General features: G+C 72.2%; 23 protein-coding genes. 12 read left to right on the top strand and 11 right to left on the bottom strand.

The annotated features are described in order from the left end of the window. The 7 genes from MA875_RS15960 to MA875_RS15930 form a co-directional block, all read left to right on the top strand. Positions 1-356, top strand: a 356-nt coding sequence (locus tag MA875_RS15960; protein ID WP_248243235.1) for a glycerate kinase, incomplete at its 5' end; no start/stop codon positions are given. A gap of 94 nt (positions 357-450) precedes the next feature. Next, on the top strand, positions 451-2,160 hold the full coding sequence (locus MA875_RS15955; RefSeq protein ID WP_248243234.1) for a lysylphosphatidylglycerol synthase domain-containing protein: 1,710 nt from the start codon (positions 451-453) through the stop codon (positions 2,158-2,160). Next, positions 2,157-3,179, top strand: coding sequence for an ABC transporter substrate-binding protein (locus MA875_RS15950; protein ID WP_248243233.1), 1,023 nt, complete (start codon positions 2,157-2,159; stop codon positions 3,177-3,179). Before MA875_RS15955 ends, MA875_RS15950 begins: the two co-directional genes overlap by 4 nt. Further along, positions 3,169-3,909, top strand: a complete 741-nt coding sequence (locus MA875_RS15945) for an ABC transporter ATP-binding protein (protein ID WP_248243232.1) — start codon at positions 3,169-3,171, stop codon at positions 3,907-3,909. Before MA875_RS15950 ends, MA875_RS15945 begins: the two co-directional genes overlap by 11 nt. Beyond that, the gene (locus MA875_RS15940) at positions 3,906-5,483 is read left to right on the top strand and encodes an ABC transporter permease (protein WP_248243231.1); all 1,578 of its coding nucleotides are present in this window, start codon (positions 3,906-3,908) and stop codon (positions 5,481-5,483) included. Before MA875_RS15945 ends, MA875_RS15940 begins: the two co-directional genes overlap by 4 nt. Continuing rightward, entirely contained in the window at positions 5,480-6,583 is a 1,104-nt protein-coding gene (locus MA875_RS15935) for a glycosyltransferase family 4 protein (protein ID WP_248243230.1), read from the top strand. The genes MA875_RS15940 and MA875_RS15935 overlap by 4 nt, the downstream gene beginning before the upstream one ends. Positions 6,584-6,625: 42 nt before the next feature. After that, entirely contained in the window at positions 6,626-7,828 is a 1,203-nt protein-coding gene (locus tag MA875_RS15930) for a glycosyltransferase (RefSeq protein WP_248243229.1), read from the top strand. 19 nt (positions 7,829-7,847) lie between these two features. Here MA875_RS15930 and MA875_RS15925 read toward each other — a convergent pair whose 3' ends face one another. The 3 genes from MA875_RS15925 to MA875_RS15915 are packed head-to-tail and all read right to left on the bottom strand — an operon-like array spanning position 7,848 to position 12,476. Next, the gene (locus MA875_RS15925) at positions 7,848-8,825 is read right to left on the bottom strand and encodes an NAD-dependent epimerase/dehydratase family protein (RefSeq protein ID WP_248243228.1); all 978 of its coding nucleotides are present in this window, start codon (positions 8,823-8,825) and stop codon (positions 7,848-7,850) included. Next, a complete protein-coding gene (locus MA875_RS15920) occupies positions 8,822-11,446 on the bottom strand; it encodes an alpha/beta fold hydrolase (protein WP_248243227.1) in 2,625 nt (874 codons plus the stop codon). Before MA875_RS15920 ends, MA875_RS15925 begins: the two co-directional genes overlap by 4 nt. A 7-nt stretch (positions 11,447-11,453) precedes the next feature. Continuing rightward, positions 11,454-12,476 carry a 3-oxoacyl-ACP synthase III gene (locus MA875_RS15915; protein WP_248243226.1) on the bottom strand — a complete coding sequence of 341 codons (1,023 nt, stop codon included), beginning with the start codon at positions 12,474-12,476 and terminating at the stop codon, positions 11,454-11,456. A 169-nt stretch (positions 12,477-12,645) separates the two neighbouring features. Here MA875_RS15915 and MA875_RS15910 point away from each other — a divergent pair, with 169 nt between their 5' ends. After that, positions 12,646-12,978, top strand: a complete 333-nt coding sequence (locus MA875_RS15910) for a DUF3140 domain-containing protein (RefSeq protein ID WP_248243225.1) — start codon at positions 12,646-12,648, stop codon at positions 12,976-12,978. Here the strand turns inward: MA875_RS15910 and MA875_RS15905 are convergent. Continuing rightward, on the bottom strand, positions 12,947-13,984 hold the full coding sequence (locus tag MA875_RS15905; RefSeq protein ID WP_248243224.1) for a glycerophosphodiester phosphodiesterase family protein: 1,038 nt from the start codon (positions 13,982-13,984) through the stop codon (positions 12,947-12,949). The two genes, MA875_RS15910 and MA875_RS15905, sit on opposite strands and share 32 nt — an antisense overlap. 122 nt (positions 13,985-14,106) lie before the next feature. Here MA875_RS15905 and MA875_RS15900 point away from each other — a divergent pair, with 122 nt between their 5' ends. From MA875_RS15900 to ligD, 3 genes are all read left to right on the top strand, one after another. Further along, positions 14,107-15,030 carry a Bax inhibitor-1/YccA family protein gene (locus tag MA875_RS15900; RefSeq protein WP_248243244.1) on the top strand — a complete coding sequence of 308 codons (924 nt, stop codon included), beginning with the start codon at positions 14,107-14,109 and terminating at the stop codon, positions 15,028-15,030. A 436-nt stretch (positions 15,031-15,466) separates the two neighbouring features. After that, complete coding sequence (locus MA875_RS15895) at positions 15,467-15,769, top strand: helix-turn-helix domain-containing protein (RefSeq protein ID WP_248243223.1); 303 nt, start codon at positions 15,467-15,469, stop codon at positions 15,767-15,769. Positions 15,770-15,794: 25 nt separating this feature from the next. Continuing rightward, positions 15,795-17,048 (top strand): non-homologous end-joining DNA ligase, encoded by a 1,254-nt coding sequence (gene ligD, locus MA875_RS15890; RefSeq protein WP_248243222.1) that lies wholly within the window; start codon positions 15,795-15,797, stop codon positions 17,046-17,048. A gap of 1 nt (position 17,049) precedes the next feature. Here ligD and MA875_RS15885 read toward each other — a convergent pair whose 3' ends face one another. Beyond that, entirely contained in the window at positions 17,050-17,559 is a 510-nt protein-coding gene (locus MA875_RS15885) for a TetR/AcrR family transcriptional regulator (RefSeq protein WP_248243221.1), read from the bottom strand. A 91-nt stretch (positions 17,560-17,650) separates the two neighbouring features. On the opposite strand from MA875_RS15885, the gene MA875_RS15880 reads away from it, so the two are divergent. Continuing rightward, positions 17,651-18,367, top strand: coding sequence for an MBL fold metallo-hydrolase (locus MA875_RS15880; protein WP_248243220.1), 717 nt, complete (start codon positions 17,651-17,653; stop codon positions 18,365-18,367). Positions 18,368-18,543: 176 nt separating this feature from the next. Here the strand turns inward: MA875_RS15880 and MA875_RS15875 are convergent, their stop codons facing one another. From MA875_RS15875 to MA875_RS15850, 6 genes are all read right to left on the bottom strand, one after another. Further along, on the bottom strand, positions 18,544-19,149 hold the full coding sequence (locus tag MA875_RS15875; RefSeq protein WP_248243219.1) for a ClpP family protease: 606 nt from the start codon (positions 19,147-19,149) through the stop codon (positions 18,544-18,546). Continuing rightward, positions 19,146-19,775 (bottom strand): ClpP family protease, encoded by a 630-nt coding sequence (locus tag MA875_RS15870; protein WP_248243218.1) that lies wholly within the window; start codon positions 19,773-19,775, stop codon positions 19,146-19,148. Before MA875_RS15870 ends, MA875_RS15875 begins: the two co-directional genes overlap by 4 nt. 325 nt (positions 19,776-20,100) lie before the next feature. Next, entirely contained in the window at positions 20,101-21,489 is a 1,389-nt protein-coding gene (locus MA875_RS15865; protein ID WP_248243217.1) for a glycosyltransferase, read from the bottom strand. A gap of 152 nt (positions 21,490-21,641) precedes the next feature. Further along, positions 21,642-23,222: a glutamine-hydrolyzing GMP synthase gene (guaA, locus tag MA875_RS15860; RefSeq protein ID WP_248243216.1), complete on the bottom strand. Its 1,581-nt coding sequence runs from the start codon at positions 23,220-23,222 to the stop codon at positions 21,642-21,644. Then, complete coding sequence (locus MA875_RS15855; protein ID WP_248243215.1) at positions 23,219-23,755, bottom strand: DUF3817 domain-containing protein; 537 nt, start codon at positions 23,753-23,755, stop codon at positions 23,219-23,221. Before MA875_RS15855 ends, guaA begins: the two co-directional genes overlap by 4 nt. Positions 23,756-23,844: 89 nt before the next feature. Further along, on the bottom strand, positions 23,845-24,621 hold the full coding sequence (locus MA875_RS15850) for an SURF1 family protein (protein ID WP_248243243.1): 777 nt from the start codon (positions 24,619-24,621) through the stop codon (positions 23,845-23,847). Positions 24,622-24,647 lie beyond the last annotated feature (26 nt).

The following is a 24,647-nucleotide window of genomic DNA, read 5'->3' as shown; positions in this document are numbered from 1 at the left end:
GCCGCGACCGACCGGTCACCGTCGGCATCAACGGCTCCATCACGGCCCACACCTCGTCAGAGATCTCCTGTCGCGTCACCGTTCAAGACTCACCCACCGAGGAGCGGAACCTCTTGATCAACACGCCCTACGACGGGTCCTCGGCGGCGGGGAAGGCGACCACCCACGTGCAGGGCCTCGCGTCGGCCGCCGGCGTCCCGGTCACCCTCGTCGCGGGGCGCATCGCCGACGATGCACCGGCCCTGTCGTTCGTCAGGGCCCTGTCCTTGACAGATCTCGCCGGCTCGACGCGGGAAGGACTCGGCGACCCGCGGCGTTGGCTTCAGCAGGCCGGAGCGATCCTCGCCCGGGGATGACATCGACGTCGGAAGGACAGGACGACGGACCCAGTCCCGCGGAACCTGTCGCAATCGGGCCCCGCACCCTCGCGCCGCTGATAGCGTCCCACTCATGACCGTCGCCCGGGAGAGCGCGGCCACGGGAGCACCGCACACCACGGCCGGTCAGCCGGTCGCGGCCGAAAACCGGCCCGCCGTCACCCGATTCACCCCCCTCACCTTCATCTGCGTCGGCGTCGCCCTCGCGGGTGGACTGGCGCTCGGCCTCCCCATCGCCGCCGTGCTCGCCGCGGCATCCGCACTGATCCTCGCCCTCGTCGGCGCGGCCGTGGCGCTCGCCCGCCACCACCCCTTCGCCCGCCTCGGCGGCGCGAACGTGGTCACCCTCATCCGGCTCACGGTCGTGGCGTTCCTCCTGGCCGTGCTCTTCGCCGGCGGGGGGCACCCCGTCGTGGTCATCGCGGTCAGCATCGTCGCCCTGAGCCTCGACGGCGTCGACGGGTACCTCGCCCGCCGCCAGGGTCTGTCATCGCGCTTCGGCGCGAGCTTCGACATGGAGGTCGACTCGGCCTTCGCGCTCGTGCTCGCCCTCCTCGCCTCCCTCGGGCCGGCGGGCCCGATCGCGATCATCCTCGGCCTCCCCCGCTACCTCTTCGGGGCTGCCGCGTTCGCCTACCCGTGGCTGAACGGGCCCATCAGCCCCCGCTACAGCCGCAAGGTCATCTGCGTCCTCCAGCTCATCGCCCTCATCGCGCTGCAGCTGCCCTTCCTCGCCGCACCGGTCGCGATCGCGATCGTCGTCGTCACCGCGGGGCTGCTCGCCTGGTCGTTCGGTGTCGACATCCGAGAGCTGCGGAAGAATGCGGATGCCTCGGCCCGGCCCGCTCTCATCAGACTCGGCCAGGCCCTTCTCACCGTGGCGATCCTCGCGATCGTCTGGCAGGTCGCGGGAGGGGCGGAGGCCCTGGACATCCTCCTCACCGCCAACCCGCTGTGGCTGCTCGCCGCGGTCGTGCTCCTTCTCACCCACACCGTGCTCTCGGCGCTCCGCTGGCGGGTCACGGCGGCGCCGCTTGGCATCGACCTCAGCGGTGGACACGCGATCCGCGAGTACTTCCTCGCGCAGCTGGTGAACACCACCCTGCCCGGCGGGGTCGTCGGCGACGCCGCCCGCGCGGCGCGCACCAGGCACCAGGCGACGCCCGGCACGTCGAGACTGGGCCGGTCGATCGGGGCCGTCATCGTCGAACGCGGTGTCGGTCAGGTCGCCCTCCTCACCGTCTTCGCCCTCGCCTTCAGCGTCACACTCCTCGCCCCCGGCGGCATCGTGTGGCCACCCGCTCTCGCCGCGGGCATCGCGGCGACCCTCCTCACGCTCACCGGCGCGGCGCTCGTCTTCGCCCTGCGCCTGCGTTTCGCCCCGCCCGCGCCCGATTCGCGACTCGGCCGCCTCGTCGACGGCACCCGCCGGAGCCTCGCCGCCCCGGGCGTGCTCCCGGCCCAGCTCGTGCTCAGCGCCGGGGCGACGGTGTGCATCCTCGCGGCGTTCGCCTGCTGCGCCGCCGCCGTCGGGGCCCCGCTCCCCCTCGGCGCGGTCTTCGCGGTGGTTCCGCTCGTGCTCTTCGCCATGGTGCTCCCGATCTCGGTCGGCGGGTGGGGCGTGCGCGAGGGTGCCGCCGTCGCCCTGCTGCCCATCGCGGCGCTCACCACCGCCCAAGCCTTCGCCGCGAGCGCTGCGTTCGGCCTCATGGCCCTCCTCGCCTCTCTCCCCGGCCTCGCCCTCGTCTGGACTCGCCGCCGAACCCTGGAGACCACCACATGACAGACCGCAAGACCCTCACCCGCCGCACTCTGCTCGGCGCCGGCATCGTCGGCGTCGCCGGTATCGCGGCGGCCGGTATCGGCCTGAGCACCCGCCCCGGGGGGCTGTTCGGCAGCGGAGACGCCGCCACCGCGGCATCCCTCCAACTGTCGTGGCTGCACTCCGTGCAGTTCGGCGGGAGCTACATCGCGCTGGACCGCGGCTGGTACGAGGGCCTGGACGTCACCCTTCTGCAGGGAGGGCCGAACGCCCCCGTCGAACCGCCGGTCGTGTCGGGGTCGGCGCTCATCGGCATCTCGGCCGCCGACTACACCGCCGCCGCGGTCGCCGAGGGGGCGCCGTTCAAGATCATCGGCGTCGCCATGCAGAAGAACCCCTTCGTCGTCGCCTCGCTCCCCGAGAACCCGGTGAACACCCCCGCCGACCTCGTCGGCAAGCGCATCGGCATGGCCCTCGCGAACACCCCTGTGCTCGAGACGCTCTGCACCCTGAACGACGTCGACGTGGACGGTATCGAGGTCGTGCCCACGCAGTACTCCGCGCAGCCCCTCCTCGCCGGCGAAGTGGATTGCCTCCTGTGCTGGGAGACCGACCTGCCCGTCGCGATGACCGTGCAGGGGGTCGAGAGCGTCACGATGCTCATGGCCGACTACGGCTACGCCCTCCACTCGCAGACCTACATCGCCACCGAGGACTCCCTCGCGAACCGGCGCGCCGACCTCGTCGCGCTCATGCGCGGTGAAGTGCGCGGGTGGGACGAGTACCGCGCCGACACCGACGCGGCAGCCGCCCTCACGGTGGAGAAGTTCCCCGACGCCGGGCTCGACCTTCCCACCCAGCAGCTGCAGGCCGAGCGGCAGGTGCCGCTGATGTTCTCGGAGGTCACCGACGAGAACGGCTTCGGCTGGTGGACGGACGAGTCCGTGGCGCAGAACCGCGAGACCCTCGCCCTGCTCGGTCAGGATGTTCCGGCCGACCTCTGGGATCGGTCGGTGCTGGAAGAAGTCCATGGCAGCTGAGCCCCGGGTTCTCGTCTCGGGGGCCGGCAAGGTCTACCCCGACGGGCTCGAGGCGGTCGCTCCGCTGAATCTGGAGTTCACCGGCGGGTCGACGACAGCGCTCGTGGGTCCGTCCGGATGCGGCAAGTCGACGCTTCTGCGGATGATCGCCGGACTCGAAGACCCCACCTCCGGGTCGATCACGATCGACGGCGATTCACCGCACGCCGTCGCCGAGCGCGGCGAACTCGCCGTGGCGTTCCAAGACCCCTCGCTCCTGCCCTGGCGGAGCGTCCGTCAGAACGCCGCGCTCGCACTCACCCTCACCCGGCGAGATGTCGATGACGCGGCGATCGACCGGATGATCGGGCGCGTGGGCCTGGACGGATTCGGCGACGCCCGGCCGGCGGCGCTGTCGGGAGGGATGCGGCAGCGCGCCGCGATCGCGCGGGCGCTCATCACCGAGCCCCGCCTGCTGCTCCTGGACGAACCCTTCGGCGCGGTGGACGAACTCACCCGGCAGGACCTCATCGCCGAACTCCCGCCGCTGTGGCGCGAGCGCGGCACCACGGCGCTGCTCGTCACCCACTCGATCTCGGAGGCCGCGCGCATCGCCGACCGCATCGTCGTGCTGAGCCCGCGCCCGGCGCGGGTGGTGGCCGACATCGCCGTCCCGCGCGAGGACGAGGCGGCGTTCGACCGGGTCGTCGCCGCGGTGACCGAGGCGCTCTCCCGGTCACGGGCGGCATGACCACCGCCACCGCGACCCGGACGCACGTCCGGCGCGACACGGCGATCGCCGTCGTGCTGCTGCTCGTGGTGTGGGAGGTCGCCGCGCGCCTTCTCACCTCCGCCTTCGTGCTGGCCGCGCCCACCGAGATCGCCGTCGCCCTCGTCACCCAGGCGGGGCTGCTCTGGCGGGCCCTCCTCGTCACCGGGCAGGCCGCGCTCGCCGGATTCGTCATCGGTAATCTCGCCGCCATCGCCCTGGCCGCCCTGGCGGTGCTGCTGCCGGCGACCGAGCGGGTCGTCACCGCCGTGGCGCTCGTGGTCTTCTGCCTGCCGCTCGTCGCGACCGGCCCGGTGCTCCGCGTCATCCTGGGCCCGGGTGACGGCCCGCAGGTCGTCCTCGCCGCCCTCGCGGTGTACTACACCACGATGATCCCGCTCCTCGTGGGACTCCGCGCGGCACCGGCGACCTGGTTCGACCTCGTCCGGTCGTACGGGCGGGGCGCGGGCGCGGCCCTCGTCCACGTGCGCGCGCGGGCGAGCCTGCCGTACCTCATCGCCGGGCTGCAGATCGCCGCACCCGCGGCGTTCCTCGGCGCAATGGTCGGCGAGTTCACCGGCGCGCAGAGCGGGCTCGGCGTGCTGACGATCCGCGCGTCGCGCGACCTCGACATCCAGCTCACCTGGGCGCTCGCCACCGTCGCCACGGTCGTCTCGGTCGTCGCCTATGTCGTGATCGGCGCGATCGGGCGCCGGTTCGTCACCGAGCGACCGCCGCTCATCCTCGCGCCCGTCCGCCCTCGCCTGCCGCGGCGCGAGCGGGTGCGCAGCGCCGTCGTCACCACGGTGGCCTTCCTCGTCGTCATCGTCGCGCTCTGGTGGGGCGGGATCGCGGTCACCGGGATCAGCCCGTTCTTCGCCCGAACGCCGGTCGACGTCATCCGCATCTTCGCCGGGGTCGACGACGGCGGTGAGGTGCGCGGCATCCTCTTCGCCGCGCTCGGCGAGACCGCGGTGCTCGCGATCGCCGGGTACCTCGCCGGGCTCGCCGTCGGCGCCGGCGGGGCGATCGCGCTCACCCTCGCCCCGCGCGCGGCGACCGTGTCGATGCCGATCGCCATTGCGCTGCGCGCCGTCCCGATCGTCACGACGGCCCCGCTCGTCATCCTGCTCCTCGGGCGCGGACCCGTCGGCGCGATCTCGCTCGTGGCGCTCATGGTGTTCTTCCCCACCCTCATCGCGTGCCTCGAGGGCCTTCGGCAAGCGCCGGGCCAGGCGCTCGATGTGCTCCGCGGCTACGGCGCGCCCGCGCGGGTGCAGCTCGTGCGGGTGCGGATCCCCGCCATGCTCCCCGCCTTCTTCGCCGCCGCCCGTATGAGCGTGCCGGCGGCGGTGCTCGCCGTCACCGTCGTGGAATGGCTCGCGATCGGTACGGGCGTGGGGGCGGCGATGGCCCTCGCCGCCTCGCAGTCGGGCTACGACCTCCTTGCCGTCGCCGTCGTCGCCGTGACCGCGCTCTCCGCGCTCGGGTACGCCCTGGTCGGGGTCATCGAGTCGCCGGTGCTCCGCGTCTACGCGCCGGAGCAGCAGACGTGAGCATCCGCGCGGCGTTCGCCATCCCCGGCGACCTCGACACCGTCACCGGCGGCTACCTGTACGAGAAGCGCCTCCTCGAGGGTCTCCGCGAGGTCGGCGTCGACACGGCGTACCTGCCGGTCACCGGCTCGTTCCCCGACCCGTCGGAGGAGGACGTGGATGCCACGGTGGCGACCCTGCAGGAGGTCGACCCGCGGCATCCGCTCATCCTCGACGGCTTCGTGTTCGGCGCCACGCCGACCGCGGCGCTCGCGCGCGTGCGCGCGCCGATCGTCGGGATGGTCCACCACCCCCTCGCCCACGAGGAGGGGCTGTCGCCGGAGCGGCGCGAGTGGCTCTTCACGAACGAGCGCGACAACCTGCGTCTGGCTGCCGCGGTGCTCGTGCCGAGCCCCCACACCGCGCGCCTGCTCGTCGACGGGTACGGCGCCGACCCCGCGATGATCACCGTCGCCCGGCCGGGCACCGACCCGGCCCGGGGGGTCAGGCGGGCTGCCGCGCCGCCGCTCGTGCTGTCGGTGGGGATCCAGCATCCCCGGAAGGGGCACGACGTGCTGCTGCGCGCCCTGGCGCAGCTGACCGACCTCGACTGGCGCGCCGAGATCGTGGGGACCCCGTGGGATGAGCCGTTCGCCGCGGCGCTGCCGAGGCTCCGTGACGAGCTCGGGCTCGGGGAGCGGGTCAGGATCGCGGGCCGGATCGGGAACGACGAGCTCGCCGAGTTGTGGGCGGAGGCCTCGGTGTTCGCCCTCGCCACCCGCTACGAGGGGTACGGCCTGGTCTTCGATGAGGCCCTCGCGTGGGGCGTGCCGATCGTGTCGTGTTCGACCGGTGCGGTGCCCGAGACGGTGCCCGCCGAGGCGGGGACGCTCGTGGCGCCCGGCGACCCCCGGGCCTTCGCGGGAGCGCTCCGCACCGTGCTCACCGATCACGAACGCCGCGACCGGATGACGCGCGCGGCGCGCGCCGCGGGCGCACGCCTGCCGTCGTGGCTCGACACGGCGCGCGTCGCCCGCGGAGTGCTCGAATCCGTCACCCGTCGTTCACCCACCCCACGCTCTGCGTTCATCGACATCGAGGCGCCGAAACCCGAGCATTGACCAACCGTCGTCTGACGGCTCGGATCGATGAGAGGCGCCACGATGACCGCACCCCTGCGCGTTCTGTCGCTCTACGAAGGGTTCTTCGCCGGCGGCGCCCGGGTGCTGCACACCGATGTCGTCGCGGGGCTGCAGGGGCTCCACGCCGGCGGGCAGCGTCACCGTGTGCTGTCGATCGCCGCGCGTGCGCGACGCGAGGCGACCGTGCAGAGGATGGCGGACGACCCGCGCTTCCTCCGCCTCGTCGCCGCGGGCGTCGAGGTGCGACACCTCGGCCGCACCGCCGGCGACGCGCCGCTCGGACCCGAGACCTTCTCGCCCCGCCAGCTGCGTCGGGCGGCGGCGGTGATCGGGCAGGCCGATGTGGTGGTGTCGCTGAAGGAGCAGCCGCTCGGGCTCCTCCTCGCCCTCCGCGAGCGGGGCATGATGCCCGCGGTGCCCGTCGCCGTGAGCCTCCACCGCTCCGATCCGGCGCACGCCGGCCCCGCTCGCGACTGGCTCGCCGACGCGGCCCGGACCGGGCTCGTCACCACGGCGATCGCCTGCGCGGAGTCGACCCGCGACGCGTACCGCGAGGTGCTGGGGGACGGGGTTCCCACGCACGTCGTGGCGAACGGCATCGACACCGCGCGATTCCGGCCGGGGACGACGCAGGAGCGCGCCGCGACCCGACGATCGCTCGGCATTCCCGCCGACGCGCCCGTGGTGCTCTTCGCGGCGCGGTTCGACGCGATGAAGAATCCCGGGCTGTTCCTCCGCGCGGTCGCCGCGCACGCGGAGCGTCGGCCCGAGACCCATTACCTGATGTGCGGAGCGGGGATGTCGGAGGCCAACCCCGCGCTGCGTGCCGCGTTCTCGGAGGCGGGTGTCGCGGCATCCGCTCGGGTTCACCTGCTGGGAATCCGCGGCGACATGCCGGACCTCCACCGGATCGCCGACATCGTGGCGCTCACGAGCGCCTTCGGCGAGGCGTCGCCGCTCTGCCTCATCGAGGGCGCGGCGTCGGGCGCGACCCCCGTCACGACCTCGGTCGGTGACGCCGCCCGTGTCGTCGCCGGGTTCGGGGTCGTGACCGCGCACGATCCGGCCGAGATCGCCGGGGCCTGGGACAGGGTGCTCGCCGCACGGCCGGCCTTCCGGCGCCTGGCGCTCGCGTCGCGGCCGCGCCTGTCGCGCGAGCGGATGATCGAGGAGTACCGGCTCGCGATCGAGGGCCTCGCGGTGCGGGTGCCGCTCGCCGCGTAGGTCTGTCGCGCAGCGGGGGTCAGCGCGGCGCGGAGCGGTAGTGATCGGCGAGGCGGGCGAGGCCCTCGTCGATCGACACCGCCGGCGCCCACGCGAGCGCGTCCCGGGTCTCGCGCTGTTCGAACCAGTGGGCCGTGGAGAGCTGTTCGGCGAGGAACCGGGTCATCGGGGGCTCGTCTTCACCGGGACGCACCGCCCAGATCCGTTCGACGACCGAGCCCGCGGCGCGCGCGACGCCCGCGGGAACGCTCCATCGCGGCGGCGCGACGCCGGCGGCGAGGCAGATGCCGGCGAGAAGCTCCCCGACCGCGCGCGGCTCGCCGTTCGTCAGCACGAACGCGCGCCCGTGCGCATGCTCGGCCCGGGCCAGCGCGGCGGTGATACCGGTCGCGGCGTTGTCGATGTATGTGGAGTCGATGAGCGCGGTCCCGCCGTTGAGCAGCGGCAGCCGTCCGGCGCGCGCTCGCGCGACGATGCGCTCGACGAGCTGCGGGTCTCCCGGCCCCCACACCAGGTGAGGCCGGATCGCCACGACCGCCATCTCGGCGCTGTCGCGTGAGAGCGCGAGCAGCTCGGCGGCGGCTTTGGTGCGGGCGTAATCGCCGCGCGCGTGCTCGGGTGAGGCGGGCTCCGCCCCCACCCCGGCGAGCGCCGCTCCGGCGTGGGCGACGGACGGCGACGAGACGAAGGCGAAGCGCGAGACCCCTGCGCGCTCGGCGGCATCGAGGACCGTGCGGGTGCCGCCGATGTTCACCGCCTCGAAGTCCCGCGGGTCGCCCGCGAGGGACACCTTCGCGGCGAGGTGGATGACGCCGTCGACGCCGTCGAGCGCCTGCGCCGCGGCATCCGGATCCGTCACCGACCCCAGGATGTCGTCGGCGCCCGAGACACCGGAGGGGCGGCGCTGGAGGGTGCGCACCTGGTGACCCGCGGCGACGAGGTCGGCCGCGACGGCTCCGCCGAGGAAACCGGATGCCCCGGTGACGAGAACCTTCACGGCGCCGTCGGCCTCTCGCCGGAGAGCACCCGCTCCGCCCAGCCTGACAGGCGGGTGCGGTCGATCTTGGAGTTGTGGCGGATGTCGGTGGGAAGCGCCGGCACGGCGAGCACGGCGACGAGCGGGGTGTCGGTCGCGGCCCGGATGCGGGCGGCGAGCTCGGGGGCGGCGAGGCCCGGGCCCGCCGCGGCAGGCGTCGTCTCGATCACCGCGACGGCCTGGCGGAGGCCGTGCGGACCCACACCGACCACCGCCGCGCGGCGGACGCCGTGGACGCGCTCGACCTGCTGCTCCGGGCCGACCGGGGCAAGCGGTCCGTCGGCGGTGACGAGCACGTGCGGCACGCGTCCCTCGACCCAGAGGCGCCCGCCGTCGTCGAGGTGTCCGACGTCGCCGGTGCGGTGCCAGCGAGCGTCGTCATCGGGTGTCTGGCGGGAGGCCTCGCGGTCGGTGAGCCAGAGGCGGTCGTAGTGGTCCTTCAGGTGCGAGGCCGAGACGAGGATCTCGCCGAGGACGCCCGGGGTCTCGGCGGGGTCGCCGGTGGCGCGGCCGTCGGTGTCGAGGGCGCTGATGCGGATGCGGTTCGCGCCGATCGGGGTGCCGACGCAGACGCCGGCATCGGGTGCCTCGGTCGCCGCGCGGATGCCGTCGAGGGTGATGTCGGTGACGAGCAGGCACTCGGTCATCCCGTACGGGGTGTGCGCGGTGGCGTTCGGCATCACCCGCGCGGCCGCGGTGAGGAGCGCCTCGCTGATCGGTGCCCCGGTGGAGAGGAACGTCTCCACGCCGGCGAGCGCCGCGCGGTCGTCGGCGGTGAGGGCGTCGGCGGTGGCGACGACGTTCAGGATCGCCGCCGGCGAGAGGAAGACGATGCGCGCCTGTGAGGCGCGGACCGCCGTGGCGACCGCGGACGCGGTGAGGGTGCGGGGCGCCGAGACGTCCATGTCGGGGGTCACCGAGAGCGTGCCGAGCGCCGGGCCGAGGAGGGCGAAGGGGGCGAAGCCGGTGACGAGGCCGGTGCCCGGCGAGACGTCGAAATGCGCGGCGAGGATGTCGCGGAGCGCCGACAGCTGCCGGTGCGTGTACGCGACGCCCTTCGCCGGGCCGGTCGACCCGGAGGTGAAGAGGATGGCGGCGGGATCGTCCGGACCGGGGCCGGACGGAAGGTCGGCGGCGGCGCCGACGCGCGTGACGTCGGCGAGGCTGTGCCGGATGCCGAGGGCGCGGGCCGTCACGGCGGGGAGCGTCGGCACCGAGATGCGCAGGCCCGGCCAACCGAGCACCCGCGCGGCGGTGAGGCCGGGGAGTTCCCCGATGACGACGTCGGGCCAGGCGCCGCGCACGGCGCGGGTGAGGCCCTTCAGGCCGAGCCCGGCGTCGGCGACGACGACGACCGCCCCGATGCGCAGGCACGCGTAGATGATGGCCGTCAGGGTCGGGCCCGGCGGCACGAGGAGGGAGACGCGGTCGCCCCGGCGCACGCCGAGGGCGGTGAGCCCTGCGGCGAGGGTGCGCACGCGGTCATCCAGCTGCCGCCAGCTCACCCGGCGGACGACGCCCGCGGCGCCCATCTCGATGACGGCGGTCGCGTCGTCGGTCCGGCGGGCGTCGAGGCGTTCCCACAGCGGGGTCCACGCGGCCTCCGTGCCCTCAGCGGGCGGCTCTTCGTCTTGGGGCTCGGCGAGCCAGGTCAGCACGGCGGTGGCGTAGTCGCGGTCTTCGGCGATGAGGTGCCCGGCGCCTTCGAAGCGGTGGACGTCGGCCTGCGGCATCCGCTCGACGAGGTCGTCGAGGTACCGGTCGCTGAAGATCGGGTCGCGGGGGCCCCAGAGCATCAGGGCGGGAACCGTCAGTCGGCTGACGCCGTCGGCGATCCGCTGCAGCTCGGCGAAGCTCTCATGGCGGGCGTCGACGGGGATGTCGGCGACGAACCCGCCTATGGCGCGGCGGCGCTCGGCGGTGCCGTACGGCGCGCGGAACGCCGCCTTCACCTCGGGGGTCAGCGCCGGGGATGCCAGCGCGAGGGTGGTGTCGAGGAAGGCCGTGGTCTGCACCGTCGAGACGGCGAGCACGCCCCGCGCCCCGGCGAGGCGGAGCGGTGCGGGGATCGGCACCCCCTCGGGGTGGTGCACGGCGGTGTTCAGGAGCGTGACGCCGGCGAGAAGCTCGGGGTGGTCGATCGCCCACCCGAGCGAGATCACGCCGCCCCAGTCGTGCCCGAGGGTCACGACCGGCCCCGTGAGCCCGAGGGTGTCGGTGAGGGCGGCGAGGTCGGCGACGCGCTGCGCGAGCGGGCGCGCGACGTCGGTGCGCTCGGAGAAGCCCATGTCGAGCTGGTCGACGGCGACGACCCGCCACGCGGGCTCGCCCGCCTCGGCGGCCGCGAACGAGCGCGCGACGATGCTCCGCCACAGGTACGACCACGTCGGGTTGCCGTGCACCGCAAGGACCGTCCCCCGCGGGGAGACGCCGAGTCGTGCGAGTTCGGGGCCGGTGTCGAGGATGTGCCAGGTGCGCGTCATCCCCTCGTCCGCCCCTCGGCCGGGAACGGCGACGAGGCGCGAGAATCGGGGGTCGAGTCCGGGAAGGCCTTCGGAGGGCAGTGCGGCCGGCGAACTCACCGGCCCGTCACCAGGCCAGTTCCATCATCGCGGTATTGAGCCCCGAGCCGACGCCCATGAGGAGCACCCGGTCGCCGCGCTTCAGCGACGACTGCTGCTCGGCGAGCGTGATGGGGATCGACGCGGGCCCGACGTTGCCGTAGCGGTCGTACGTCACCGGCACCCGTTCGGGGTCGAGCTTGGCGGCCTTCACGATGGAGGTGGTGTGCACCGACGAGACCTGGTGGGTGATGTAGCGGTCCATGCCCGACCACTTCCACTCGGGAGCTGCCTCTTTCCACGCCGAGACCACGAGGTTGAGGCCGCCCTTGAGCAGGGCCTTGGCGTCGGTGAACATGCCGTCGACGCTCCCGACGCACAGCTCGTGGAACTGGGTGGCGGCCCGGGTGACCCCGCCGAGGAGCCGGTGACCCTCGGGATGCTCGTCCGTGCGGCCCAGCACCGCCGCCGCCGAGCCCGACCCGAGAGTGAGGGAGGCGAACTCGCTCATGAACCCGTCGCGGTCGGCGTTGGAGTTCACGAGGCGGTTGATCGTGTTGACCTGGATCTCGTCGGCGTCCTCGCCGTTGACGACGATCGCGTAGCGGATCTGCCCCGACTCGATCATCCCGGCGGCCAGGCTCATGCCGTTGACGAAGCCGAGGCAGGCGTTGGCGACGTCGAAGTTGATCGCCGAGGTGGGAAGGCCGAGGCCATGGTGCAGCCGCACCGCGACCGACGGCTCGAGGTGCTTGCGGGTCACCGAGGTGTTGATGAGGAGGCCGACCTCGCCGGCTGCGACCCCGGCCTCGGCAAGCGCCTTCGTGCCGGCGGTGACCGTGGCTTCGTCCGACGATTCGCCCGGCGCCCAGTTGCGTCGCTCGTTGACGCCGGCCACGCGGCGCAGCAGGCCCGGCTTCAGGCGCAGACGGGCGAGCGCATCGGTGAGGCGGTCTTCGATGTCGTCGGACGTCGTCACCCGGCTCGGCAGCACGCTCGCCACCGACAGCAACGAGACGTTGCTGAAGCGGGTGGTCGCATTTCCGGCCACGAAACCTCCGTTCGACGGGCTCGAGCACGCCCATCGGTGAAACCAAAAGTCTACGCGGGGCGTATACGCACCCTGGCATGCGGTTCTCAGGAATCGACCCGGGCTTGCATGTGCAACGGCGGGATGCAAGGGGTTCATTCCCGTTCGTCCGCGGGCTCACAATCACGGCATGGACCACGACGAGCAGAAGAAGATCGCGGATGACTTCGCCGAGGCCGTGAACATGACGGCGCGCGAGCTGGAGAACTGGCTCGACACCGACGAGTCGAAGGACGTCGGACAGAAGGACGGCGGCGGCGAATCGACCGGGCACGCCTCGGGGCGACGGATCGTGAAGATCCTGCAGAAGAAGAAGGCCGACCTCACCGACAGCGACTACGCGCACATGAAGAAGGTCACCGGGTACGTCTCACGGCATTCGTCGCAGCGCCCGAGCGGGGATGTGACCGACACACCGTGGCGCTACTCGCTCATGAACTGGGGGCACGACCCGAAGAAGTGAGGCCGTCGCGGAAGAACCGGACGCCGAGGTCGGCGTGGTCGACGAAGACGCCGTCCACGCCGGCGTCGGCGATGAGGGCCCACTCGGACTCGTAGTCGCCGAACGCCGCCTTGCCGCCCGGCCCCCGGAACTGCTTCAGGAGGAAGGGGTTCTCGGGCCGGCAGGTCCAGGTGAAGACCTGCAGGCCACGCTCGTGGGCGTCGGCGACGATCCGCGAGCGGTCGGTGGCCCGCCCGAAGCGGTCGGGGGCGAGCAGCATCCGCTTGTCCACGCTGATGCCGTCGACTCTCCCCGCCAGGGCGTCCAGGCCCGCCGGCGCGGCGATCGACGCGTAGGTCGGCGCGTCGTCACCGTGGGCCGCGATGAGGTCGAAGGGCTTCCCCGCCGCCTCGAGGAGGTAGACATAGCGGGCGGGAAGCCCCCGATCCTGCAGGGCGAACAGGATGCTGGACTCGAACGACTCCACGACGAGCGGCCACTCCCCTGCCGCCCACCCGGCGGCACGCAGGTCGTCGTGGACGATGGCGGCGAGGTCGAAGCCCAGCGAGGCCATGAAGGTGGCGTGCTTGATCTCGAGCACGACGCCGATCTCGCGCCCCTGCGCGAGCGACGCGTCGCGCACGAGGTCGAGCACATCGGTGAGGCGCAGCACGGGCTGCCGGTCGTCGAAGGTCGCGCTCGTGGGGCGCACCTCGGGGAGGCGCTCGCGGCACCGGAGCGTGGCGAGCTCGTCCCAGGTGAAGTCCTCGGTGAACCACCCGGTCAGGGCGATGCCGTCGACCTCTTTCGTGGTGCGGCGATCGGCGAATTCCGGTCGCGCTGCGACATCCGTGGTTCCCGAGATCTCATTCTCGTGACGGACGACCAGCACGCCGTCCCTCGAGAGCACCACGTCGGGTTCGACGGCGTCGACGCCCATCTCGAGGGCGAGGGCGTACGAGGAGCGCGAGTGCTCGGGGCGGTAGCCCGGGGCACCCCGGTGGCCGATGACGAGGGGGCGGCGCACGACTTCAGGCTAAGCGCTCATAGTCGCTTCACAGCACCCCACCTGCCGGGAATCGGAAAGGGTCCGATATCGTTGATTCACAGCACACCGCTGTGGCCCGAATACTTTGGAGTGTGAGAGCAGTGGCCCTCAACAACCCCGCATTCAACAACCCGGCGTTTCAGGATCCCCGCGCCGTGCAGTCATACCCGGGCGGTGCGCGTGCAGCAAGCCTGACTCCGCCGCCCGCCGCCGCCGCAGGCTCCGCCTCGCGCGGTGGCGTCGACCTCGCCGCGCAGGCGCAGATGGAGGGCGCCTTCGCCGGTCCGCCCGCCGGTTCGGTCGAGACCGGACGGATGACGATCGAGGACACCGTCGTCAAGACGGTGTCGCTCTTCGCGATCCTCCTCGTCACCGCCGCCGTCGGCTGGGTCTGGACGCTCGGTGGCCTCGTGCCGACGACCGAGAACGTTTCGGTGCTGCCGATGATCGTCGGTGGTCTCGCCGGCTTCGTCCTGGCGCTGGTGATCATCTTCACCTCGCGCAAGAAGGTGCGCCCCGCGCTGATCTTCGCGTACGCGGCCGCTGAAGGACTCTTCGTCGGTGGCATCTCGGCGTTCTTCGAGATGCTCTACCCCGGCATCGTCTTCCAGGCGACGCTTGCGACCCTCGTCGTGGTCGGCGTGACGCTCGCCCTCTTCGCCAGCGGCAAGATCCGTGCGTCGGCGCGCGCGACGAAGATCTTCCTCATCGCGATGGTCGGCTACCTGGTGTTCTCGCTGATCAACGTCGGCCTCATGCTGTTCAACGTCCCGCTCGCCGGTGGCGCCTTCGGTCTCCGGAGCGTCGAGGTCTTCGGCATCCCGCTCGGCCTCATCATCGGCGTCCTGGTCGTCATCATGGCGGCCTACTCGCTGGTACTCGACTTCGACCAGGTGCAGCAGGGTGTCCGCAACGGCGCCCCGCGTCAGTACGGATGGCTGAGCGCCTTCGGCATCATGGTCACCGTCGTGTGGCTCTACATCGAGATCCTCCGCATCCTCGCGATCCTTCGCGGCAGCGAGTGAGTCGACTCGGATCATCGTCGCGCAGCGACCTTGATCCGAGGGCGACGCGGATCGAGTAGCGCGACCCGCGTACCGAGATCTCACCCGCTTTACGAACGGCCGGCCCGGTTTTCCGGGCCGGCCGTTCTGCGTTCCCCGCTCCCCCCTCCACGCCGCTCTCGCACCCTCCGCCGCTCTCCCCCTACCCCTCTCCCTCCCCCCACCCTCGTCCCCTACCCCTCCCCGGCGTCGCAGAATTGCACCGGCGTTGCAGTGAAACGCCGAGATTCTGCGACCGACGTGCGATCCTGCGACCGGCGTGGCACCCGCAGCTGCAGGAGTCGGGGACGCTGCGGTCGGCCGCCGCCTCCTGCAGCGGCCGGGCTCGCCGCCGGCGACGTTCTGCTGTGAGCAGAACGCGTGGCGCAGCGCGGCATCCGCTCTCTACCCTCGCTTCATGAGCGACCATCTCCCGCCCGAACCCCTGTGGCGCGATGCCCTCGGCGAGCGCCTGCGGCGCCTGCGGCACGAGCGCGGCGAGCGCCTCACCGACACCGCTGACCGCGCCGGGGTGTCGCCGCAGTATCTCTCCGAGGTCGAGCGCGGCCGCAAAGAGCCCTCGAGCGAGATGATCGCCGCGATCGCCGGCGCCCTCGACACCACCCTGATCGACCTCACGCTCGGCGTCGCCGACGATCTGCGGAGCGTGCAGAGGGTGCGTACCACGAGCATCCGCGGCGCGTTCGCCCTCGCCGCCTGACCTGCGCGCGGGTACGGTGGGCCGCATGGCCGCGAAGACACCGCCCGCGATCCTCGACGTCGACGGCGAGGAGGTGCGGATCTCGAGCCCCGACAAGGTGGTCTTCCCCGAGCCCGGAATCACCAAGCTCGACCTCGTCGAGTACTACCTCGCCGTCGCCGACGGCGCGCTCCGCGGCGCGGGCGGCCGCCCGATGGTGCTCAAGCGCTTCCCCCGCGGCATCGACGCCGAACCGTTCTTCCAGAAGCGTGTGCCCGAGAACCACCCGGCCTTCATCGACACCGCCACGCTGCGCTATGCGTCCGGCACGTCGGCCGAGGAGGCCGTCATCCGCGACGCGGCCGGGCTGGCGTGGATCGTGAACCTCGGATGCCTCGACCTGAACCCGCACCCGGTGCGCGCCGAAGACCTCGACCACCCGGACGAGCTGCGGATCGACCTCGACCCGATGCCCGGTGTCGAGTGGTCGCAGATCGTCGACGTCGCCCTCGTCGCCCGCGAGGTGCTCGACGACGTCGGGCTCGTCGGCTGGCCGAAGACGAGCGGGTCGCGGGGCCTGCACATCCTCATCCGCATCGCTCCCGAATGGGACTACAAGCAGGTGCGCCTCGCCGCCGAGACGCTCGCCCGTGAGGTCGAGAACCGCGCACCCGGCCTCGCCACGGCGCGGTGGTGGAAGGAGGAGCGCGGCGAGAGCGTCTTCGTCGACTTCAACCAGAACGCCAAGGACCGCACCGTCGCCTCGGCGTACTCGGTGAGGCCCCGGCCCGATGCCCGCGTGTCGGCACCGCTGTCGTGGGGCGAGGTGCGCACCGCCCGCCCCGAGGCCTTCACGGTGCCCACGATGCTCACCCGGTACGCCGAGATCGGCGATCCGCATGCCGGCATCGACGACGCCGTCGGGTCGCTCGATGCTCTGCTGCGGCTCGCCGACGAACTCGGACCGGCCGAGAAGCCGCCGCGCGGCGGCTCTCACAGCAACCGTGACGGCTCGGGGCGACGGCAGTCGACCATGCCGCTCATCGAGGTCGCCCGCACGAAGACCAAGCCCGAGGCGCTCGAGGCGTTCGAGACCTGGAAGGCGCACCACTCCGCGGTGGCGGCGCAGCTGCATCCCGCCGACGTCATGATCGACGGCATGCGCGGGTCATCCTCCCTCTGGTACCGCGTCCGTGTGAACCTGCAGCACGTCCCCGAAGCCGAGCGGCCCCCGCAGGAGGACCTCGTCGCCGACTACGACCCGTGGGCGGGGAAGGTCTGGCCGAAGGCCGAGCGCTGAGTCAGCGCGAACGGTCGAGCCCGGCGACGATGGTCTCGAGCCCGAACGCGTAGGCCTCATCGAGGTCGCCGCCGAGGCGAAACGCGCCGGCGAGCTCCATCGTGAGGAAGCCCGTCGCCCACGCCGTGACGAGACGGGCGGCCTCGAGGCTCTTCGTCGCCGCGATGATGGGGTCGGCGACGTCGCGGAACGCCCCTGCCGCCGCGTCGGAGTCGAGCACCAGGCGGAAGCTCATCGGGTGGGCTCGGGCGAACGCGCGGTAGGCGTGGGCGAGCTCGGTGATGGTTCCATCGGTCGCGGCGAAGCGCCGTGAGAGATCGGATGCCGCGTCCTCGGCCACGAGGCGCAGAAGCTCGTCTCGATCGCGAACCCTCTTGTAGAGGGACGGAGCGCGCACGCCGACCCGCTCGGCCACCGCCTGCATCGTCACCCCCGCGGCGCCGCGCTCCTCGAGCAGCTCGCGGGCCGAGGTGACGATCGCGGGGAGCGTGGTGCGCTCGGGTGTGGGCATCGGGACTCCGGGGAATATCGTGCGGCTATTGACGTTAGCCATGAAGGCTATGTACCGTAGCCATCGTAATCCACGCAGAGAGAAGACGGTAATGCGCATCGCCCCCCAGCTCCACCGCCTCGGCAATGACATCGTCGCGGCCTACCTCGTCGACACCCCCGAGGGCATTACCCTGATCGACGCCGGACTGCCCGGGCACTGGCGCGACCTGCTGCGTGAGCTCCGCGCGATGGGACGTGGGCTCAGCGACATCCGCGGGGTCATCCTCACCCACGGTGACAGCGATCATCTCGGCTTCGCCGAGCGCCTGCGGCGCGAGTATGGCGTGCCCGTCTTTGTGCATTCCGCTGACGCCGAGCGGGCGAAGGGCGGGCCGAAGCCGCCGACCCCGATGGGGCGGAAGCGCCTCGGCGCCCTCGCCGGGTTCTTCCTCTACGCCGCCCGCAAGGGCGGCGCGCGCACCCGGCACCTGACCGAGGTCGTCGAGATCGCCGACGGCCAGGTGCTGCCTCTTCCCGGCGACCCGCGGATCGTCGCACTGCCGGGCCACTCCCCCGGGAGCGTCGCGGTGTACGTGCCCGAGGTGCGGGCCGCGTTCGTCGGCGATGCGCTGACCACCCGGTCGGTGCTCACCGGCGAGGTCGGGCCGCAGCCGGCGCCCTTCACCGACGAGCCCGCCGAGGCGCTCGCCTCGCTCGACCGGCTCGCCGCGCTGGACGTGGAATGGATCCTCCCCGGCCACGGCGCGCCGTGGCGCGGCCGCCCTGCCGACGCGGTGGCGGCGGTGCGGGCGGCGGCGTCTGCGTAACTCCTCAGATTCGCGGGGCGAAGGCGCCGATCAGCCCCAAAACGGGGCTTCGCGAGGCGGATCTGAGGAGTTGCGCGGGTGGGTGCGGGCACATGCTGGTCCCCAACTCCTGCATTTCGGCGCCGGGCGCGGCTCAGCGACCGGAATCCGGCACCCGACGGCCCGGAATGCAGGAGTTAGGGACGACCTGACGCGCGCTCCCGCTCCAGGACCGTGTCGGCGAGGCCGTACTCCACGGCCGCGGCGGCGGTGAACACCCGGTCGCGGTCGGTGTCGACGCGGAGTTTCGCGGCATCGACACCGGTGTGCCGCGCGAGAATCTCCTCGACCTCACCGCGCACCCGTACCAGCTCATCGGCCTGGAGGATGAGGTCGGGGATCGCCCCGCGACCCTGCCCCGCCGGCTGATGCAGCACGACGCGCGCGTGCGGGAGCACGGCCCGCTTCCCGGCAGCGCCGGTGGCCAGCAGCACCGCCCCGACGCCGATCGCCTGTCCGACGACGGTCGTCGCGACATCGGGCCGCACGTGCTGCATCGTGTCGTAGATCGCGAGCATCGCCGCCGGGTCGCCGCCTTCGCAGTTGATGTATAGCTGGATGTCACGCTCAGGACTGTCGGCGTCCAGGTGCAGCAGCTGAGCGATGAGGGCGTTCGCGACGCCCGCGTCGATGGCGGTGCCGAGGTAGACCACGCGTTCGGCGAGAAGGTGCGAGTAGACATCCATGATGCGGTCGCCCCGGGGATGCTGCGCCACCACGTTCGGGATCGTGTACCCGCTCACGCCGCCACCTCCGTCGCACCGACGCTGAGACCGGCCGGCCGCCGCCGGCGCGGCACGACCTGGTCGAAGCCGTCGACGATCCCGTCGATGAAGCCGTAGGCCTGCGCCTCGGCGGCGGTGTACCAGCGGTCGTGGAGGGAATCGTCGAAGATCCGGGCCACGGGCTGACCGGTGTCGTCGGCGATGAGGGCGAGGACGGTGTCGCGCGTGTGGCGGAGGTCGTCGGCCTGCATCTCCACCTCGACCGCCGACCCGCCGATCCCTGCCGACCCCTGGTGCATCAGCACCCGGGCATGCGGAAGGGCGCGGCGCTTGCCCTTCGTCCCGGCCGAGAGCAGGAACTGCCCGGCGCTGGCCGCCATGCCGAGGGCGAGGGTGGCGACGTCGTTCGGGATCAGCCGCATCACGTCGCGGATGGCGAGCATCGCCGGCACCGATCCACCCGGCGAGTGGATCCACAGGGCGATGTCGGCGGCCTCATCCTCGGCCGCGAGCGTGAGCAGCTGCGTGGTGAGCAGGGTGCCGTTGTCGTCATCGAGCGCGCCGTCGAGCACGAGCACCCGGTGGTGGAACAGTTCGCGTCGGGTCTCGGGACCGAACGCCGGAGGGCGGGGAGTGCCTGACATGCACTCATCGTGCGACGGATGCCGCGGGCCCGGCCGCCCACGCGGCCCTGGGCAGATCGGCTGAGCGCAGAGTGGCGCGTAGCGCCACCTCCCCGCAGCTGCCCGCGCCGAACCGTGCTCCGCCACGCTCGCCCTGCCCTCGCTCTCCCGCGCGCGCCCGCGCTCCCGCACGCTCCCACGGAGATCCACGCTCATGCGGAAATCCGCGTTCACGCGGACCGGAAGGTGCTCTCCGGTCCGCGGGAAGACCGAAAATCCTCACGTAGGACGAAGAGCAGGCGCGCGAAGCGCGGGGCCACGAGACACACGGCGACGCGCGCCGTGCTCACACCCGCCGGGACGGCCTCGCCAGCACGTCGCGCACCGCGCCGGCAAGCGCCGACATCACGTGCTCGGGCTCGATGCGCCGGGCCGCCTCGACAGCCTCGACCGACAGGCGGTGACGCAGGTCGAGGTCGGTGAGCACGCGCACCAGCGCCTGGGTCATCGCCTCGATGTCGCCGTTCGGCACGAGCAGTCCCCCGCCGCCGGCGAGCGCCTCAGCCGGTCCGAAGGGCGCGTCATAGGCGACGACCGGGCACCCGCGCACCAGCGCCTCCGCCAGCGAAAGCCCCTGGCCCTCGTGCCGCGACGTGGAGAGGAACACGGCGGCATGATCGAGCACGCGCCCCGGGTCATCCGTCGCACCGCGCAGCACCACGTGCGACCCCACTCCGAGCTCGTCGATGAGCGCCTGCACCTCACCCCGCAGCGGCCCGTCACCGTAGATGTCGAGCCGCGCCTCGGGAAGAACACGGATGACGCCCGCGAACGCCCGCACGGCATGATCGACGCGTTTCTGGAACGCCAGCCGGTTGAGCATCACCACCTGGTTCGGGTCGCGCCCGGCGAGCGGCGCGACCGCCGAGGCGGCGGGAACCGCGTTCGGCACGACGATGTGCACATCCGACGCACCGAACCGCTCCTGGATGGCGTCGCGCTGCGCGGCGGTGGGCCAGAGCACCGCGTCGAACCGCTCCGCGACGCTGAACCAGCGCTCCCACAGCGCGTTCGTCTCGGCGTCGAGCGTGTACGGCGGCTCCATGTGCACCGTGTGGATCGAGTGCAGCAGCCGCACATCGGGGTCGTCCCACCCGGCGAGCAGCTCGCCGAGCTGCCGCGACTCGCAGACGACGATGACCGGCCGCGCCGGGTCATCCGCCCTCAGCCCCGCCACCACGTGATCGAGCCACGCGCGGTACAGCGCCCCGAACCCGGAGAGGATGCCGCGCACGCGCCCGTCCGCACCGTGCACGGCGATCGGGGCGGTCGTGATGTGCCAGTCGGGGTCATCGGGGATCACCGGCAGCGAGACCGCCGGGCGCTCGGCGGGCACCGGCCGGTACTGCAGAGCCGGATCGGCGTCGCCGGGGCGCGCGGCATTGAGCAGCCACGCGGCGGCACCGCCATCCGCTTCCGTCGCCTCGTCGAAGAGGTTCCGCATGCGGTCGACGCCGACGATGAGATCGCGGCCCTCGAAGACGGCGCGATGGTGCGCGTGCTCGTCGGGGGTGCCGGGATCGACGGTGAGGAGGAGCGGCCCTCGCCCGCCGTGCACACCGGCGGCAGCCATCTGCCGCGCCCGCGCGAGGGTCGCAAGGGTGTAGCCGCCGTCCTGGTCGGGGATCAGGCGGCTGGAGAGGATGACGTACTCGGCGTCGGGGAACACGGTCACCCTCCCATCTTCCCCTCGGGACGGGCCGGGTGCACGGGAGGATATCCGCTCACGGGAGGCCGCTCGCACATGGTCGATCCTCCGGTGTGTCGATCACCTCCCGTGTGTCGTCGACACCCCGCGCGCCGCCGACAACCGGCGTCGGCGGAGCCTCACTCCCACTCGATGGTGCCTGGCGGCTTGGACGTGACGTCGAGCACCACCCGGTTCACCTCGCGGACCTCGTTGGTGATGCGGTTGGAGATCTTCGACAGCACGTCGTAGGGCAGGCGCGTCCAGTCCGCCGTCATCGCGTCTTCCGACGACACGGGGCGAAGGACGATCGGATGACCGTAGGTGCGGCCATCCCCCTGCACACCGACCGAGCGCACATCGGCCAGGAGCACCACGGGGCACTGCCAGATCTCACCGTCCAGGCCCGCTTTGGTCAGCTCGGCCCGCGCGATGGCGTCGGCATCACGCAGAATCTCGAGACGGTCAGCGGTGACCTCACCCACGATCCGGATTCCGAGGCCGGGGCCCGGAAACGGCTGGCGCGCCACGATCGCCTCGGGAAGACCGAGCTCGCGGCCGATCGCGCGGACCTCGTCCTTGAACAGGGTGCGCAGCGGCTCGACGAGCTCGAACTGCAGGTCTTCGGGAAGCCCGCCCACGTTGTGGTGCGACTTGATGTTGGCCGCCCCCGTACCGCCGCCCGACTCGACGACGTCGGGGTAGAGGGTCCCCTGCACGAGGAACCGGATGGGCTCCCCGTCAGCGGCGGCCTCGGCGACGAGGTCGCGCTCGGCGGCCTCGAACGCGCGGATGAACTCGCGCCCGATGATCTTGCGCTTCTGCTCGGGGTCGGAGACACCTTCGAGCGCGGCGAGGAACTGCTCGCGCGCATCGACGGTGACCAGGCGCACACCGGTCGAGGCGACGTAGTCGTTCTCGACCTGCTCGCGCTCGCCCTTCCGCAGCAGCCCGTGATCGACGAAGATCGCCGTCAGCTGGTCGCCGACCGCGCGGTGCACGAGAGCCGTCGAGACCGCCGAGTCGACCCCGCCCGACAGCGCCGAGATGACGCGGGCGCCGCCGACCTGGGCGCGGATCTTCTCGACCTGCTCGGCGATGACGTTCCCGCTGTTCCAATCGGCCGGGAGTCCCGCAGCCCTGTGCAGGAAGTTCTCCAGCACCGCCTGGCCGTGATCGGTGTGCTTGACCTCGGGATGCCACTGCACGCCGTAGAGGCGCCGGGCATCATTCGCGAACGCGGCCACCGGGGTCGCCGCGGTGCGGGCGAGCACGTCGAAGCCCTCGGGGGCCTTGGCGACCTGGTCGCCGTGACTCATCCAGACGTTCTGCTCGACAGGCTGCCCCTGAAGCAGCGTCCCCTCGGTAACGATCGTGGCGTCGGTGGCGCCGTACTCGCGAAGCCCGGTGTGCGCGACCTCGCCGCCGAGGGCCTTGGCCATCGCCTGGAAGCCGTAGCAGATGCCGAGGGTCGGGACGCCGAGCTCGAGCACGCCCGGGTCGAGCGCGGGGGCGCCCTCCTCGTACACCGACGAGGGCCCGCCCGAGAGGATGATGCCGACCGGCTCGCGCGCGGCGATCTCCTCGGGAGTGGCGGTGTGAGGCACGATCTCGCTGTACACCCCCGCCTCACGGACGCGGCGGGCGATCAGCTGCGCGTACTGTGCGCCGAAATCGACGACGAGGACGGGACGCTGCGACGTCTCGGTCTGTTCGGTCACCGGGTGCCTTCCGAAGCGGGGACGGTGGGAGATTCGGATGCCGCGGCCGCGGCCTGTGCCTCACGCTCGGCGAGGTAACGGCGCACCTCACGGGCGACCCGCGCCTCCATGAAGAACGACAGCAGCGGCACGACGCCGCCGAGGGCGAGGGTGATGAAGCGCAGGAACGGCCAGCGCATGAGGCTCCAGATGCGGAAGCACGCGAAGAGGTACACGACGTAGAACCAGCCGTGCGCGACGAGGATGAACAGCGAGATGTTGAACCCGTCGCCCGTGGAGATCATGTCGCAATCGTTGGTCGCCGGGAGGAACAGCGACCACCACTGGCAGTCGGGCCCGGCGATCACGGGCGCGAACCAGAGGAACCCGCCCGAGCCCCCCGCGAACAGTTCGATGTGCAGCGGGGTGTACTTCAGGATCATCTCCGCGACGAGCAGGAGCAGGCCGACACCGGTGATGATCGAGCAGATCTGGTAGAAGGTCAACGCTCCGCGGATCGCCGGAAACGAGGCGAGTTTCGGGGCACGCGGCATGGCCCCGAGTCTACCGGCCGGCACCCCCGACCCGATTCGGATGTCTCGGCGCCGAGCCAGGTGCGGTGTCGGACCACGCGCAGCGGGAGTCACTCGGATGAGGCGGCGCGAGCGTCCTCGAGGTCCTCGACCTCTTTCTCCCACGCGTCCTTGGCGAGGCGATACCAGAGGTAGAACGCGAAGCCCGCGAAGATGACCCACTCGGCGGCGTAGAAGATGTTCAGCCAGTTCACCGCCGACCCCGCCTCCGGCGGCGCGGAGACGATCTCGTCGAGCCCGCCCTGGGGCACGGCCGCCACGATGAACGAGCGGTAGACCTCCAGGCCCGCCGTGTCGCTCCACCGCGAGAGGAGGGCGGCCGGCGACATCCGGATCAGGGTCTGCGGATCCGCGCCGGACGGGGGCGGCACGGCACCCTCGTCGGAGATGAGCCGCCCCTCGATCGCCATCGGCGCATCGTCCGCCGAAGCGTCGGCGTTCAATCGCTCCGCGGCCGCGTCCGCGGCATCCCGTGTCGGCGCCCACCCCACGGCGACGGCGATCGAAGTGGGAGAGGCGGTGTCGGCGACGCGCAGCTGGCCGGTCACCCAGAACCCTTCGACGCCCTCGTTGAACCGCGACGAGACGACGATGAAGTCGCCGGGCACCCACGAACCGGTCACGCTCACCCGCTGCCCCACGAAGGGCTCGGGGAGGTACTCTCCGGGCTGGCTCACCTCGTCGAGGGGTCGCACTTCTTCGGTCGCGCCGGGCGGGAGCGGGGCGGTGTCGATGGCGCGACCGAGCTGCCACTGGCCGAGCCACGCGAAAAGACCCGCCACGACGAGGGACAGCGCCAGCAGGGCGATCCACTGCGGCCGGACCATCACCTCGCGGAGGGTCGGCGGGAACT

Source organism: Microbacterium kunmingense (genome assembly GCF_023155745.1).
In the GTDB taxonomy this organism is placed as follows: Bacteria; Actinomycetota; Actinomycetes; order Actinomycetales; family Microbacteriaceae; genus Microbacterium; species Microbacterium kunmingense.
The sequence above is the reverse complement of the archived record's forward strand: the minus strand, read 5'-3'. Positions and strand labels throughout refer to the sequence as shown.

Coding starts and splice junctions, on each gene's coding strand:
- MA875_RS15955 (WP_248243234.1), top strand. CDS start 451: ATGACCGTCGCCCGGGAGAGCGCGGCCACGGGAGCACCGCACACCACG.
- MA875_RS15950 (WP_248243233.1), top strand. CDS start 2,157: ATGACAGACCGCAAGACCCTCACCCGCCGCACTCTGCTCGGCGCCGGC.
- MA875_RS15945 (WP_248243232.1), top strand. CDS start 3,169: ATGGCAGCTGAGCCCCGGGTTCTCGTCTCGGGGGCCGGCAAGGTCTAC.
- MA875_RS15940 (WP_248243231.1), top strand. CDS start 3,906: ATGACCACCGCCACCGCGACCCGGACGCACGTCCGGCGCGACACGGCG.
- MA875_RS15930 (WP_248243229.1), top strand. CDS start 6,626: ATGACCGCACCCCTGCGCGTTCTGTCGCTCTACGAAGGGTTCTTCGCC.
- MA875_RS15910 (WP_248243225.1), top strand. CDS start 12,646: ATGGACCACGACGAGCAGAAGAAGATCGCGGATGACTTCGCCGAGGCC.
- MA875_RS15895 (WP_248243223.1), top strand. CDS start 15,467: ATGAGCGACCATCTCCCGCCCGAACCCCTGTGGCGCGATGCCCTCGGC.
- ligD (WP_248243222.1), top strand. CDS start 15,795: ATGGCCGCGAAGACACCGCCCGCGATCCTCGACGTCGACGGCGAGGAG.
- MA875_RS15885 (WP_248243221.1), bottom strand. CDS start 17,559: ATGCCCACACCCGAGCGCACCACGCTCCCCGCGATCGTCACCTCGGCC.
- MA875_RS15880 (WP_248243220.1), top strand. CDS start 17,651: ATGCGCATCGCCCCCCAGCTCCACCGCCTCGGCAATGACATCGTCGCG.
- MA875_RS15870 (WP_248243218.1), bottom strand. CDS start 19,775: ATGTCAGGCACTCCCCGCCCTCCGGCGTTCGGTCCCGAGACCCGACGC.
- MA875_RS15855 (WP_248243215.1), bottom strand. CDS start 23,755: ATGCCGCGTGCCCCGAAACTCGCCTCGTTTCCGGCGATCCGCGGAGCG.
- MA875_RS15850 (WP_248243243.1), bottom strand. CDS start 24,621: ATGGTCCGGCCGCAGTGGATCGCCCTGCTGGCGCTGTCCCTCGTCGTG.